This window comes from Acaryochloris sp. IP29b_bin.148, from assembly GCF_028285565.1.
GTDB lineage: Bacteria > Cyanobacteriota > Cyanobacteriia > Thermosynechococcales > Thermosynechococcaceae > Acaryochloris.
This window is the reverse complement of sequence record NZ_JANQOY010000081.1, coordinates 1-14,859: the sequence shown is the minus strand read 5'-3', so window position 1 is coordinate 14,859 and position 14,859 is coordinate 1. Positions and strand designations below refer to the sequence as shown.

Annotated in this window: 10 protein-coding genes and 1 pseudogene; 4 read left to right on the top strand and 7 right to left on the bottom strand. The window is 48.0% G+C overall.

Annotated elements, in window-relative coordinates; all coding sequences use genetic code 11:
- Positions 1 to 64: 64 nt before the first annotated feature.
- The 6 genes and pseudogenes from Q0986_RS07525 to Q0986_RS07500 all read right to left on the bottom strand — a co-directional run bounded on the left by Q0986_RS07525 (position 65) and on the right by Q0986_RS07500 (position 6,917).
- Entirely contained in the window at positions 65 to 1,483 is a 1,419-nt protein-coding gene (locus Q0986_RS07525; protein ID WP_299407181.1) for a di-heme oxidoredictase family protein, read from the bottom strand.
- Positions 1,480 to 2,697 (bottom strand): imelysin family protein, encoded by a 1,218-nt coding sequence (locus tag Q0986_RS07520; RefSeq protein WP_299407178.1) that lies wholly within the window; start codon positions 2,695 to 2,697, stop codon positions 1,480 to 1,482. Before Q0986_RS07520 ends, Q0986_RS07525 begins: the two co-directional genes overlap by 4 nt.
- Positions 2,698 to 3,062: 365 nt before the next feature.
- A complete protein-coding gene (locus Q0986_RS07515) occupies positions 3,063 to 3,941 on the bottom strand; it encodes an ABC transporter substrate-binding protein (RefSeq protein ID WP_299407175.1) in 879 nt (292 codons plus the stop codon).
- Positions 3,934 to 4,746 carry an ABC transporter ATP-binding protein gene (locus Q0986_RS07510; RefSeq protein WP_299407172.1) on the bottom strand — a complete coding sequence of 271 codons (813 nt, stop codon included), beginning with the start codon at positions 4,744 to 4,746 and terminating at the stop codon, positions 3,934 to 3,936. The genes Q0986_RS07515 and Q0986_RS07510 overlap by 8 nt, the downstream gene beginning before the upstream one ends.
- A 2-nt stretch (positions 4,747 to 4,748) precedes the next feature.
- Positions 4,749 to 5,711: an iron ABC transporter permease gene (locus tag Q0986_RS07505; RefSeq protein WP_299407236.1), complete on the bottom strand. Its 963-nt coding sequence runs from the start codon at positions 5,709 to 5,711 to the stop codon at positions 4,749 to 4,751.
- Positions 5,712 to 6,368: 657 nt separating this feature from the next.
- Positions 6,369 to 6,917 (bottom strand): annotated as a pseudogene (locus tag Q0986_RS07500) (ferritin-like domain-containing protein).
- 159 nt (positions 6,918 to 7,076) lie between these two features.
- On the opposite strand from Q0986_RS07500, the gene Q0986_RS07495 reads away from it, so the two are divergent.
- Positions 7,077 to 9,641, top strand: a complete 2,565-nt coding sequence (locus Q0986_RS07495; RefSeq protein ID WP_299407167.1) for a TonB-dependent hemoglobin/transferrin/lactoferrin family receptor — start codon at positions 7,077 to 7,079, stop codon at positions 9,639 to 9,641.
- Positions 9,642 to 9,645: 4 nt separating this feature from the next.
- Entirely contained in the window at positions 9,646 to 10,647 is a 1,002-nt protein-coding gene (locus Q0986_RS07490; RefSeq protein WP_299407164.1) for an AraC family transcriptional regulator, read from the top strand.
- Between the two features lie 26 nt (positions 10,648 to 10,673).
- On the opposite strand, the gene Q0986_RS07485 is transcribed toward Q0986_RS07490, so the two are convergent.
- Positions 10,674 to 10,907, bottom strand: a complete 234-nt coding sequence (locus tag Q0986_RS07485; protein WP_299407159.1) for a hypothetical protein — start codon at positions 10,905 to 10,907, stop codon at positions 10,674 to 10,676.
- 245 nt (positions 10,908 to 11,152) lie between these two features.
- Between Q0986_RS07485 and Q0986_RS07480 the strand changes: the two genes are divergently transcribed.
- Both Q0986_RS07480 and Q0986_RS07475 read left to right on the top strand, forming a co-directional pair.
- Positions 11,153 to 13,747, top strand: coding sequence for a TonB-dependent siderophore receptor (locus Q0986_RS07480; protein WP_299407155.1), 2,595 nt, complete (start codon positions 11,153 to 11,155; stop codon positions 13,745 to 13,747).
- On the top strand, positions 13,747 to 14,808 hold the full coding sequence (locus Q0986_RS07475; RefSeq protein WP_299407150.1) for an iron-siderophore ABC transporter substrate-binding protein: 1,062 nt from the start codon (positions 13,747 to 13,749) through the stop codon (positions 14,806 to 14,808). Before Q0986_RS07480 ends, Q0986_RS07475 begins: the two co-directional genes overlap by 1 nt.
- Positions 14,809 to 14,859: the final 51 nt, after the last annotated feature.

Below are 14,859 nucleotides of genomic sequence, written 5' to 3'. Positions count from 1 at the left end.
GCAGCGCGTTAAGCTAGCCGCCAAGATCAGCAAGCCTTCGAGACTCCATCTGCACACCCATGCGTTAAAGCGAATTTAAAAACGTAATCAGGTCTGTTCGATCGGCTGCCGGCATCTGGGCAACCGCCTCCTTCGACTGCTGTGCTTCACCCTCGTGCCAGAGAATGGCCTCCATCAAATTGCGAGCCCGGCCATCATGAAGATAAAACGTATGCTTATTGACGGTATCGACTAAACCAATCCCCCATAGAGGAGGGGTGCGCCATTCTTGCCCTTCAGCTTCGAAGTCAGGACGATGATCGACTAACCCGGGTCCCATATCGTGGAGCAGCAAGTCCGTATAGGGGTGAATCACTTGGTTGTTAAATTCTGGATGTTCCGAGGCCTTTCCCGTCACCATCCTGGGCGTATGACAACTTGCACATTGGGCTTGGTAAAACAGTTGTTCACCGTGTTGCTCCGAGGCACCTTCGATATTTCGTCTGGCCGGAACTGCGAGCAGGCGCATGTAGATGGTAATTTTCTCTAGGAATTCGTCACTGACTTCAGGTTGCTCGCCAAATTGGGTTTCCTTAAGACAGTCGGCTTGGCCCTGATTACAGCTTGGGTCAGGGAACAAAGATGTGGTGAGACCGATATCACCATTAAAGGCCCCAGCAATTTGCTGTTTAAGATTGGGTTGATTGGCTTTCCAGCCCAGGCGTCCCAACTGCTTGGTTTGTTGGGCAATATCCCAAACATAATTGGGTCGACCTGAGATGCCGTCACCGTCTTGGTCTTCAGGATCAGCTCGTTGAAGAATATCCGCTTGGGGAACGTTCTCTAGCAACCCCCAACCAAAAACGGCTGGAGCCACCCGCGGTGAAAACAACACCTCATCCCCAAAGGGGCCGTAGGCCAAGTCTTGGAAAGCATAGCTCGGGCTTCTGACACTAAAGGACTGGCCATCCGCAAAGGTTCCAGGCTCTTCTGTCCAAGTAATTTGAGTGTGGCCTTCCGGGGCAACGCCTAAAATCCCCTGTTCTTGCAGCTGTCCTCCGTAGAGCGGATGTGGTTGTGGGCCACCTTCCTCGGTTTGACCAGGGATACTCAAGCGGATTAATTTGGACAACATTCGGTCTTCATGGGGCAGCGGCGGTCGCCCTCTGCCATCGCGAATATGGCAGCCTGCACAAGAATTCCGATTAAACAGGGGGCCTAGGCCATCTAGCGTTGCCACTGAACTAGGGGCCTGTACCCACTGAGTGTTGAATAAATGATCGCCAAAGACGAAGATGCGTCTGCGCTGACGATCTAGATTTTTAATGGGTTGGGCAAAGGCTGTTTTAGTGGCTTTACGAACCGTTGCAGCTGCCCCTCCTGAGAGTTCTGTACGATTTTTAGGGGAGAAAGCATCCTGAGAGAGGCCGCCTCCCTGAACAACCAGCACCATGAGGGCGGTAAAGACCGCCCAGAGAATTAGAAATAGGCGTTTAAGCTTCATTCAGCCAAGATTTCTACAGGAGTACCCAGTGCTGTTCCCAGTTCTTTAAAGGCTTCCCCCTGATCCTCTAAAGCGGTGACAACGGCTTCAGCTTCAGACCGCTGAGGACTTCCTGTGGCTGAGGCTAAAACCTGATCAAAGGGCTGATCGATTTGAGCAACCGATTCTTGGGTCGTGTTGAGGGCCGCGGTTATTTTTTGGTTCAGCTCCGGGTTCATTTGAGCGAGCAGCTCGTCAAATCCTTTGCCTTGGTAATCCGCATAGTCCCCAAAATAAACGTTGCTAATCCCCTTGGCATTGTAGATAAAGTCTTGGTGAGTGGTGTCGCTAAAGCAGGAGTGCTCATCTTCTTGGTTGCCACTATCCAAGGCAACGGTCATCCGTTCGGAGGCCATTTCGAAGGAGCTGAGCGTGGCCAGCGCCGTAAAAATTTTACCGACAGTTGCTTTGGGATCGCCTTGTAAAAACTGAGCACGATAATTCTCAGTATTGGGTTTCCATTCTGATTCTAGAAAGGTCAAGTCATCCACGAGTTGTTGGGTGACAAGCGTCAAATATTGACGGCGGCGATCGTTATTCTTCTGCTGGGGAATAAAGTCTTCAAAGCTCCGTTGTCCTGGACCTTCAGCATTAAAATCTTGTCCCCAGAGTAAAAATTCGATGGCATGCCAGCCTGTGGTTACATCCGCTTCATCCGTGACTTGATCGCTTTCCATAATGGCAGCAATGGAAATCTCGAACTGAGGATTGTTAATCAAACCGCTGTCGGGCTTGTCTTTGACGTAGTCAATAAAGGCTTCATTCATGGGCCAGGCATTAATGCGGCCTTCGGGGCCTTCTTCACCAGTGTCGGCATCAACAAAGTCAATGGGACCTTCATAGAAGCGAAAGGCCTCGGTTTGGAGATAACTCTTTCTAGCTTCTACCCAAGCCTCTTGAGCGGCTTGATGGGTGGTGGCATTGGGGTCGTCAAGAAAGGCTGCGATCGCAGCTTGCATTGTGGTGGCCTGAGTCCGAGAATCTTGATAATTTCGATAAACCAGCTCTGCGTAGTTTTCCACATAAGGTTTGAGGTCAACCTCTTTGGCTGCAATCATTTGTTGACTGGAATGGGTTGTGGAGTGGTTAGCATTAGCAATGCCAATCGTCGTCAACGCGACGGAACAGCAGAGAAAACAACTCAGAGTTTGGGAAAATTTTGGAGAAATCATCATGGGTTCTATCGTTTATAGAAAAGTAAGATATTGTTAGTAATCCTTATCGAAAACATCCCATATGCTTTCAATAACTGAAGATATCAAGGTGCAAATAATTTAGAATAGCTTTATAGCATCCCATTAGAAGACCTTCGATGTAATCCCCACAAAGCCTGGTATAACATGAAGCTGAAGCTCTCGATTACCAATCGACAACATATCATTTATTGAAATATAAAATCAATAAGGTGCAATAAGAGGCAATAAGAGGCAATAAAAAATTTTCGCAGTAGTGGAAAGGGGTGGTGTTTTGGTTGCGGTTGGTGAGCTGCGATGGTCTCTGATCGGCCTTTGGCCATCGCAATCCACTGCTCAACCCCTGATCACTGCAAAACCTCTTGTAGTTGGGTACAGGCGGCCTCAATCTTGCTAATACTGCCGGGATTGACCAAGCCGTAATAATCAAAGGCGTGAACTCGCTTATTTTGCGTCGCCTTCAGCTTGCTCCAAAACGGTTCAGCCTCAAAGGCCGCCACGGGATCTTGCTCTGGGTCCACCACCAAGACAATATCGGGGTTTGCCTCCAGTACCTTTTCCGCTGAGAGAGTGACATAGCCTTCTACCGGGCTTTGGCCTTGCAAATCCGCTGCTAGATTTTTGGCCTTAAATTGCTGAAGGAGATCTCCAGCCCAGCTATTTTTATTGGGGGCCAAGATGGGTTGCCGACTAACCAGAACTAGCGTCGAGGCGGATTCCACAGGCAGTTTGCTGTGGCATTTTTGATAGCGGGCCAGTAATGGAGCAGGATCAGCGCCAATTTGGTCTGCAATCTCTTCCGTTAGATCAATTAAATCTTGCCAGCCCTTCACTTCCGTTGTCAGGGTGGCAATGCCCAAGTCCTGGACTTTACCCAAGGGCTGATCATGAAAGCCTTTAGCACCAATCACTAACGTCGGCTTTAGAGCAACAATTTTTTCTAAGTCAGGTGGGGTCCGTCCCTGACTAACTTGGGGCAAATCTTGAAACCGCTGATCTTTTCCAATCAACCGACTGCCTGGAATCCCTACCAGTTTAGATTGATCGAGGTGATGAATAATATCCGCTGTGAGGGAGGTTAAGGCCACGACCTTGACTGATTCGTTGGTCGTTGAATCTGCCGTCACGGGCTTGTCGCTATTCGCAGAGGGCGGTGGGCTAGAACAGGCGAACAGTTGGCTACTGAGCAATAGTGCTGCCAGGAGCAGCTTAGAACGGTTAGTCATGGGAAGGAACGGTTGAAGGAACAGGTGTATCGGCTGCGCGAATGGCACAGATTTGTAAGCCCACGGGGCTATCCATGAGGGCAGCGGTAATGCCAAAAACTTGAGCCAGATTATGGGGCGTCAGCACTTGTTGAGGAGGACCTAGATCAAAGAGCTGTCCTTGTTTCAGCAGCGCTAGGCGGGCACTATAGCGAACGGCGAGATTGACATCATGGAGAACGGTCAGAATCGTCAACCCCCGATCTTGATTGAGGGATTTCAGAAGCTCCAGCAATTCGAGCTGATGGTGTAAATCTAAAAAAGTTGTGGGCTCATCTAGCAAGAGAACTTTCGGATTTTGCGCCAGAGCAAGAGCCAAAAAAGCTCGCTGGCGTTCGCCACCCGATAAATTTTCCAGGGGACGGTTGCGAAATGACAACATCCCCGTTTGGGCCAAGGCTCGTTTAATATGCTCATGATCTGCGGGGGTCAGGGACCATTGCCACCAGGACTGATAGGGGGTCCGGCCCAAGCAGACCAGTTGGTGAACCGTCAGACCCGCTGGGAGGGTCTGGTGCTGGGGCAATACGGCCATTTGTTGAGCAACGGTCTGGGTCGATTGCTGTTGAATGGCTTTGCCATCCAGGAGAATGGTGCCTGCTTGCAGAGGCAACATGCGGCTGATCAGTTTTAATAAGGTCGATTTCCCGGAGCCATTCGCCCCCAATAAACTCAGCCACTCGCCCTCCTGCAGGGTAAAAGCAACGTCTTTAACAATGCTGGTTTGGTCATACCCGCCGCTAATGTGTTGAAGGTCTAGGAGCATGGTCATACCCCTAGCGGAGACATACGACGATACAGCAGCCAGATAAAGAGAGGGGAACCTAAGAGAGCAGTGACCGCACCCACCGGCAGTTCAACAGATCCTAACCGAGCCAGTAGATCGGCTAAAATCAACACCCAGGCTCCGCCCAGAGCAGACAAGGGCACCACCCAGCGATAGTCCGTGCCCACTAGGAGGCGAACACCGTGGGGAACCACTAAACCGACAAAACCAATTAAACCGGCCATGCTGACAGCACTGGCGGCTAACAGGGTCGCAACTCCTCCGATTAAGAGACGAGATCGCGTCAACGATACCCCCAAGCCTACCGCTAGTTCATCTCCCAAGTTGAGGATATTGATATTGCGGGACAGCAAACAGCCTGCTATCAGCGCACCGCCAATGTAAGGACCGGCATTGACCACTTCTGTCCAGCCTCGTCCATTTAAACTGCCAATCAGCCAATTGAGGGCGGCTTGGATGCGGCCATCATCAGACAGCAATAGTAAGGTGGTTTGAACTGCACCTAATAAAGAGCTAACCGCGACTCCACCTAAGACCAACCGTTCCACCGCGATCCCGTTGGCAGTATGGCCTAAACGATAGACTAAGGCCGAAGTCAACACAGCGCCAACCCAGGCAGCGACGGGCAACCAGCTTAAGAAGATATTGAGGGTGAGGAGTGCGATCGCAACCAAGCCAGCGCCTGCCGAAATCCCCAGGATAAACGGATCGGCCAAACCATTTCGTAACATTCCTTGCAATAAAGCACCCGACATTCCCAAGGCAGATCCCACCAACAGCGCAGCGGCAATTCGAGGTAATCTCAGATCCCAGAGGATAGTTTGATTCAGTTCAGGTCCTTGGTGCCCCAGGGCTTGCCAGACTTCTTGCAGGCTCAGATCCACAGAGCCCTGTCCTAAGGACAGCAAAATTGTAATGACGAGTCCGGCACTTAAGAGGCCCATCCATGAAGCACGTTGCACAGCTTTCGATTCCGCTTAACACGTTGAGGGTGAGTTGAACATAATGTAACGCCTTACTCTAAATGGAGAAAGAACGTCTTCTTATCCTTCTCAATCGCCTTATCCAGTTCAGAATCTCCTGCAGATCGCTCAAGCTGCAGATCCACCCCATGGCTATTCTCTAGATACTGGAATAAACCGCTCTGAGTAACCCTGCGGTCATTTTCGATTTTGCGTCCTTTTGATACCTAACTTTTATTTGAGCAACCTTTGTTTTGGGGCTTGATAGGGGCTTTCGATTGAGTATCCACCGCTGTTTTTCGGCCCCTTAGACGATTTGGCTTTTCCTCGTTTGGGTCTAAGCCCAGACGTTTTGCCTTTGGATATCTTGCCTTTTGAAGGCCCTGATTGGGATACTTTGCGTTTCGAAGCTCCTAACTGAGAATAGATTGGTTTAAACGATACACAATATTCTTAGCAAATGAAAGTTATACATGAACTTTATAAAGGTAAATAAAATTAACAGAACACCCTAAAAGCGAAGTTTTGAGGAAAATTTGGGAGATTTTCTTCTTTATTTCATCCTTAAGGAATTTCTGTATATTACTCAATTCACCCTTGCTTACTTGACAATATATATCATTAAATATACGGTCTCATCTATGGACGATTGTGCCGATATCCCTCATTAATCAATGTGTCGGAGGTCAAGAAATGAGCTAAATGATAGGCTCGCTCTTCTGTCTCTAGCAATATTTGTTCATATAGATATCGAGTGCCGCAGTCTCCAAGGCTTTCTGCCTGAGAGGCTTGGCTACGGAGTAGTTTGATGCCAGCTTGTTCAGCGACTAAATCACGTTCAACCATCGCTCGACAGTTCTAAACACCGTCTACTTCGGGTTCCAAACAACATAATTCGGCTAGCTTGCTGAAACTAGCAGCTGGCACGCCCCCTAAACCGTTTAAACGTTCACCAAGATCATGGACATGGCTTTTGGTGGCATCCCCACACTCTTGGAAAAAGTTGTGGCGCTGATAAAACTCAGCCCCTTCGACCACAAAATGATGCTTTTGATATTGCAAATACAATGCCTGAAAACTAGTGAGGGCAGTATTCATGCCTTCGCAAATCGGTTCAGTGATGGACCGATCCAGCAGTACAGGATTGTCAGATATCTGGCCAAAATTTTGAACGACAGCAGTTGGCATCATGTTCCTCTCTCAAAAAATGGCAAGTTCAGGCGGACATCTCCTTTCCCGTTGAAAAGAGATGTCTGTGTTCTTTTGGATTCAAGTTTTGACTTTCAAGTAACGTTTTCCCCTCTCAAAAGGCTTAAATCTGCTATCTCTTAACCTCCTTGGATGACTATGACTCAATTTCATGCCCCAGCTTTCTCTCTCGCCTTGATCCTGACGAGTGCTGGCATACTGAATGCTCAGCCAGCTTTCTCACAAGTTGAAGATAAACCGTTAGATATTACAAAACAGTCACATCAAGAACGTTGTTTGTTGGATGCCAATGCCTGTCTCTCTGATACAACGGCTGATGTCACTGAACCGGAAGTGGAACAGACCGTCCCCACCGCTATTACAGCCGAGCATATTCCTGACATCACAGAAATAGATTTGCCAATATCAGATGCCCAACTCTTGACTCAAGAAGGGACGGATAAAACCGATACACCTTCTCAAGGAGAGGATGCTGAGTCTACTGAAACAATCGATGAAGAAGTAGAGCTAGAAATTACCGTTACTGGAACTCGTACTCCACGGGCCGTTCAACTCTCTCCGACCAACGTCACCATAATCAAGGCGGAGGAGTTACAGCGTCAGTTAGGACAAGATATCCAGGATTTAATCCGCTATGAGCCAGGGGTCAGCGTCAATGAAGATGAGACCTATGGCGCCACAGACTACAATATTCGCGGATTAGAGCGCAACCGGATTTTGCTGCAGGTGGATGGGATTCGAATCCCCACCTTTTTTGAATTTGGTAGTTCAATTTTAGGGCGCGATTTTGTTGACGTGGGTTCGGTGGAGACGACAGAAATTATTCGAGGACCCGCCTCTGCCCTTTACGGGAGTGATGCACTAGGAGGTGTAGTCAGCTACCTGACCCCAGACCCCAGCGACCTTTTAGCATTAACGGATCGTGATTACTACATTAGCGGCTCTACTCAGTTTCGGAGTTCAAATTCAGGGTTCTCGGGTACGGGGACCGTTGCCTTTCGGGCAACGGATAATCTATCTGGATTGGTGCGCTTTACTCATCGCGAAAATACCGAGCGAGATAACAATGCCGAGGATCGATTTGAAGATCCGTTCTTCGGGGTAACCAATAATGTGTTGGGCAAGCTGGAATTTAAGATCAATGACTATCATTCCGTCCTGCTCACGGGGGAATATTTCAATGAAGCGGGTGACTTTGACACGGCAGTCGATAATCTCAACCTCGTTAGAGCCTTTCCGGGCACGACAATTCTGAGCGATGATACCGATACGGAAACGACGCGATCGCGCTTTAGTATCGCCTATAAATTTGATAATCCTGAAAGTGAAAGTTTCTTACAATTTGGTCGAGTCCAGTTCTACTACCAGGAATCCGATTATCAAGAAACCCGCACCAGAAATGATATTTTTGCCAATCCCTTTGTTCCACCACCCTTTACCCCGCCTCCAGCGAGACGGTTTCGGGAATTAAATAACCTGTTCGTTGAAGATATTATTGGCGGCGATATTCAGTTGCGGAGTGATTTTCACACGGGCAGTATTGCCCATAAATTGACCTACGGCTTAGATATTTCTAGCACCTTTAACCAGCGGATTCGCGACGGACAACGCACCAACTTAGATACAGGTGTCGTCACCAACCAGATTGGACCCGATGCTTTCCCAGTCAAAGATTTCCCAGATTCCGATACCCTGCGAATTGGAGTCTATCTGCAAGATGAAATTGAATTTAGCGAAGGACGATTTACCGTTATTCCAGGACTGCGCTTTGACTACTACAGTCTAAAAACCCAGCCCGATGCCCTTTTCTTCAATAATCCCGGTGCTGAGGCGGCTGATTTAAATGATTCGGCCCTGTCTCCCAGCTTAGGTTTGGTCTACAAAGTCACCCCAGAAATCGCCTTAGTCGGTCGATATGCCCGGGGGTTTCGAGGACCAAACTATATTGAAATTAATAGCGGTTTTTCCAATCCTGAAGGTGGATATCGCACAATTGCCAACCCCAATTTAGAACCGGAAACCAGCCATACCTTTGAACTAGGGGTTAAAGGAGCCTTTCCACGCGGTACCTTTGGCATTACCGGGTTCTACAGTATCTATGACAACTTTATCTTTGGGGCCGCTGAGGGTAGTACCGCAGGTACAGAACCTGCAGGATGTTTCCCACCCTTTACGCCAGGCTGTGTGCAGGTGTTCCAGTCCCAAAACCTGGAGCAGGTTCGTATTTATGGAATTGAAGCGCAAGGCGAATATCGGTTCAGCTCCGAGCCTCATGGATTCCGCATCTTTGGGGGGCTAGCCTGGATTATTGGCGACGACGACCAAAATAATCAGCCTTTAGAAACCGTAAATCCCTTTGAAGCCGTTTTAGGATTCGGGTATCGAGCCCCAGAAGACCGCTGGGGGGCTAATTTAATTGGTACCTTTGTGGGCACTGCTCGCGTGGATGCCGAACCAGATGATTTTATTCCAGGGGGTTTTGCAGTGGTTGACTTGACAGGGTTTGTTAAAGTTACCCCAAACCTCAGCCTCCGAGGCGGCATCTACAACATCTTTGATGCAGAGTATGTGCGCTATACAGATGCCCGCAGGCTCAATAATGAAACGAACAATACCACCACCGATCCTACATTTGGTCAGCGGCGGTCTCGCATTACCCAGCCTGGCATTAATTTTGGGATTGGTTTGACGTTTGAATTCTAGGCATATGGCACTTTTCCTGAAGGCAGCAGAGTTCACTGATCTTTGTCAGCAAGGTCAAATAGAATCCTCGTCTAATCAGACTGGATTAGATCGCTCAACCCTGCTACCCAGAAGCTTGGGTCAAGGCACCTATCGCCAGTTACATCTGCGCGGTGGCTTAACCATTGAAATTCGGGAGGGGGTCCTACAGGAAACCCTCCGGATTGAGCAAATTCATGAACCCGTCTTTCCGTTAACCTCTAAGTTTTTTCTGGCTGGATCTGCCAGGGTGGAGACCCCCGGCATTCAAGGTATTCAGCCAGATTATTTGGAACGTAAAGGGTTTAACTATCTATATCACCTGCCAGACTTAGAAGAAATTGAAGAATGGTATGGGGGAGAAGCGATCCACGTGGTTATGATTTATGCCAACACCGATTACTTTCACTTTCTACAGGATGATCAGACACTTCCCACCCCTTTACGCAATATTTTTCATGGTCGACAGGCGCAGCATCGCTTCCACCAGTCCTTAGGCCCAATCTCTCCCAAAATGGAGCAGTTGCTTCAACAGGTGGTGGACTGTCCTTACACAGGTGCAACCCAAGCCTTATATGTTGAAAGTAAAGCATTAGAGTTGCTGACGTTACAGCTAGAAACTTGGAAGCAGCAGTATCTCAATGTGCCTGCCCTACGAAAAGATGACATTGAGCGTTTGCATCAGGCGCGGGCTCTGTTGATTCAACAATCGGATAATCCTCCCCTATTGATTGAATTAGCTCATCAAGTAGGGTTGAACGATCGCAAGTTAAAGCAAGGATTTCGCCAACTGTTTGGCACGACTGTGTTTGGTTATTTACAAGATTATCGGATGGGCCAAGCGAAGCAACTGTTGGCAGATGCCAGTCTATCCATTGCTGCAGTAGCCCTGTCTGTGGGCTACCGCAATCCTGAAGCGTTTAGCACTGCATTTCGTCGCAAATTTTCTGTTAGTCCCAAAGCATATCAGCTGAGTGTTAGAAGCTAGAACATTATTGATAGACCGTTACACCCTCACACAAGATATTTCTCCACCAATCGTTCATCTCGCATTGATTCAAGTTCAGTATCTGAAGGTATCGATTGCCCAGGACGATGGAGACAACCTTGTAGCTGACTCACTAATGCATGGCGGTCAATGGGGGGTTTTTGTTTTGTTTTTAGAGTGCGCATCAACCTGTCTAGCAATACCAATTGTTCTTCAGCCGACAATTGGTCAATAGCTTGCTGTATTTCTTGTAATGTCATGGCAATTGCAAGGCAAGAAATTTAAATCACAATTTTAGTCTATGCCTATGTATGAGTTCCTACCGACAAGGCACACCAAAGACCTGATCTTTGCTAGCCAAGCACTATCATGTCATTCATCACCGAAACAGTTTGGATTTTAATAAAGTCCGGATCGCAAAGAAAAAAGTCCGGATCGCAAAGATGGTGAGAAAATTGCTCCTCTATGATTCCTAGTTAATAACGACTCTGTGGGCGAAGCAATCATGTCTAAGCGGTATACAAAATTAGCTCAGCAGGCGATGTTGCCTGAATTGCTAGCCTATGGCCTTCCCTCCGTGATTGCCACCTTGGGCATTTTAGCCCCGCTTCCCGTTCAGGCTGAACAGGCTGCCGGAGGACCTGAGACTCTAGAGATTGATCTCGCGAAACGCTCTACACTCCCTTCTTCGCAACCCGCCACTAGCGTCAAGGAATGGCAAGCCCAGATTGAGGCATCCATCGTTGAGATTACGGCTGTGCGAGTAGAATCCAGTCCTGAGGGTCTCAATCTTATTTTGGAATCTGAGACAGGACAGCTTAGTATTCCCACTCCCACGACAGAGAGAAATCGTCTGAATGCCGTTATTCCCAATGCTGTATTAGCTTTGCCAGAAGGCCCCAGCTTTGAGCAAGCCAACCCCACACCTGAGATCACGCAAATTAGCGTCACGAACCAGGCCGATGATCAGGTGCAAGTCGTGATCACAGGAGCCAAGGCTGCTCCCACCGCGACGGTGAGCAATGTAGACTCAGGGCTCACCTTTTCTATTGCCTCGGAATCGGTACCCGACACCTTGGCAGAAGATGAAGAACTGGAAATTACCGTTACGGCCAATCCTGAAGAAGGTTATGCTCCACCGAATGCCAGCGTGGGAACACGGACCGATTCGCCCATTCGAGATGTTCCCCAATCTATTCAAGTCATCCCCAGGCAGATTATTGAAGATCAGCAGGCTATTGGCGTAGAAGAGGTAGTGGAGAATGTGGGTGGGGTCTCTTTTTTAGGGAATAACGATGGTCGCGGACTGAATTTTTCCATTCGCGGCTTTGATAATGTTCCGGTCCTGCAAAATGGGTTTCGGTTATTTGGCGACAATTCCGTTGAACCTGAAATTGCCAACTTAGAGCGGGTAGAAGTTCTAAAAGGGCCTGCCTCGGTTTTGTTTGGACAGTCAGACCCCGGCGGACTCATTAATTTGGTCCGCAAGAAACCCTTATCAGAGCCGTTCTATCAGCTACAAATCCAAGGAGGGAATCGAGGGTTTGTCAGTCCAAGTGTCGATCTATCCGGTCCCTTGGATAAAGACGGTAATTTGTTGTACCGCCTCAACGCCCTTTATCGCCGCGAAGATAGTTTTCGGGACTATACGACCAGTTTTGATCGTTTTTTCGTAGGGCCTTCTTTGACGTGGAACATTAGCGATAAAACGGACATGACCTTTAGCCTGGAATATATCAAGGAAGATAATCCCGCCGACTTCGGAACGCTGGCTTTTGGCAATGGCATTGCTAATATCCCACCCTCACGGGTTACCAATAACCCTGAAGATACGATAGATAAAACCTTCTTGAAAGTGGGTTATGACCTAGAACACCGCTTTAATGACAAGTGGACACTTCGTAATGCGTTTAGCTATATCTACGACAAATATGATTACGGTATAATCGCTTTGCCCTTTGCCCTAGATGAGCCCACTGGAACTTTGACGCGGGCTTTTGCTGCACAGTTTGATGAAAACGATTTTTATAATCTAAATACCAGTCTGCAAGGTGAATTTAACACAGGCTCGATTAAGCATAATGTCGTAGTTGGAGTCGATTTATCCCGTGCAGACAATAATGGGGCAACGCGATTTTCACCAACTCCTGGTTTTTTAAGCTTTCTAGATATTTTTAATCCAGTTTATGACCCTAAACCTCCATTTGAGAACGTTCCTATTGCCTTTGGGAATGATAATTCTGTCGATCGCTTAGGGGTATACGTCCAGGATCAAATCTATCTGCTCGATAACCTCATCTTAGTAGGGGGCATTCGATACGATGTGGTTGATCGATCCAATATTGATATTTTGACGGGCGCTGAGGATACCCAGGTGGACACAGCTTGGAGTCCTCGGGTTGGATTGGTGTTTCAGCCGACAGACTACTTGTCCCTCTACGGGAACTATTCCAAATCCTTTAATCCCTCCTTTGAAACGGATGACTTGGGTGCTCTCCTAGAGGCAGAAAGAGGAGAAGGCTTTGAAGTTGGTATCAAGGCGGATTTGATCAAAGACCGATTATCAGCCACTCTTGCCTTTTTTGATATTACTAAATCAAATGTGGCAACTGCTGATCCCGTAAATCCATTTGTCTCCGTTGCAACAGGTGAGCAAAATAGTCGAGGGATTGATTTTGATATTTCCGGGGAAATTTTACCGGGCTGGAATGTGATTGCATCCTATGCCTATATTGATGCCAAAGTTACCCGCGATAATACCGTTCCTGTTGGTAATGACTTAATTGGTGTACCAGAACATAGTGCCAGTTTATGGACAACCTATGAAATTCAATCTGGAGATGCCAAAGGATTGGGGTTTGGCTTGGGCTTTAACTTTGTGGATGATCGAGCTGGTGATTTGGATAACAGCTTTAGAGCAGATAGCTATTTTTTGACTAATGCTGCGATCTCTTATCGTCGCGATAAATGGCAGTTAAGACTCAATATCGATAATCTCTTTGACGTCGATTTTATCCGCTCCGTGGGCAACAGCAGAGCGAGAAGTATCTACCCCGGTGAACCCTTTACGATTCGAGGATCGATCTCCGTAGAGCTGTAATGGTTAGTGTTACTCAATCTTTAAATCTAGGCGTACTGGGTCTAGGAGTGCTGGTAGGTACTTTAACCTTTGCCTGTGGTCATCAAGTGCCCCCACTATCTGACACTTCCACTCCAACAAAAGGTTGTGAACTTATTAAGCACGATGGAGGTGAAACTGAGATTTGTGGTCGACCCAGAACCATCGTCGCCATCGGTCCCAATGTATTGGAATTGTTATTAGCCTTAGATGTTCAGCCAGTTGGCTATGCAGATTACTATGCCCTACCTTTCGACCATTTTGACCAGCCCCAATCCCAAATTCCTTACCTGGGAGAACGGCTAACAGGCCAGGTCAAAAAAGTGGGCACTTGGAATAGTCCTTCCCTGGAAGCCATTTTGAAACTTAAGCCAGACCTGATTGTCGGAAGTACTCTAGCGAATCAGGGGCAGTACTCACTTTTATCTCAAGCTGCTCCTACACTGCTGTTTTCCTATGGGGTTAACGAGGAATGGCAGGTCCAGCTTCGCTTGCTGGCTAAGATATTAAACCGTTCTGAGAAGGCGGAGCAGGTGATTGCTGCTCACAACCAATTGGTAACTGAGGTCCGTCAAACATTACGGCCTGCTGTCCAGAAATACCCGCAAGTCTTATTGTTGGCATCTGAGCAACTAGACCAGGAGCTGGCGATTGAGAATCGCGACAGTCGCTGTGGTGGACTTCTCGAAAATCTGGGGTTTAAGGTACTAGCGCCTAAAAATATCAGTACAGGGACACGAGGGGTTAACAATATTTCTCCTGAGTTATTACCAGAGCTGAAATCTGACTGGATTTTTTTTCTAGCCTGGAATCGTGATTTTAGCAATGCGGGGTCGGATCTGGAACGGCAGCAGATCTCAACGGTGAAACAGCAGTGGCGGGAGAATGCAATCGCACAATCGTTACCCGCAAGCAAATCGAACCAAGTGTACTTCCACAGTGCCTATGTCTGTCGCGCCCTACCGGGTCCCATTGGCACAGAGCTGTTGCTCGAACAATTGCAAGCTGATTTACTGCCTGCAGTGAATTCTCCCACTCAATAAGCCCCAGCCCTTTTAGGAAAGCTAGCGTATGGCACGACTGAGATTGAAAAC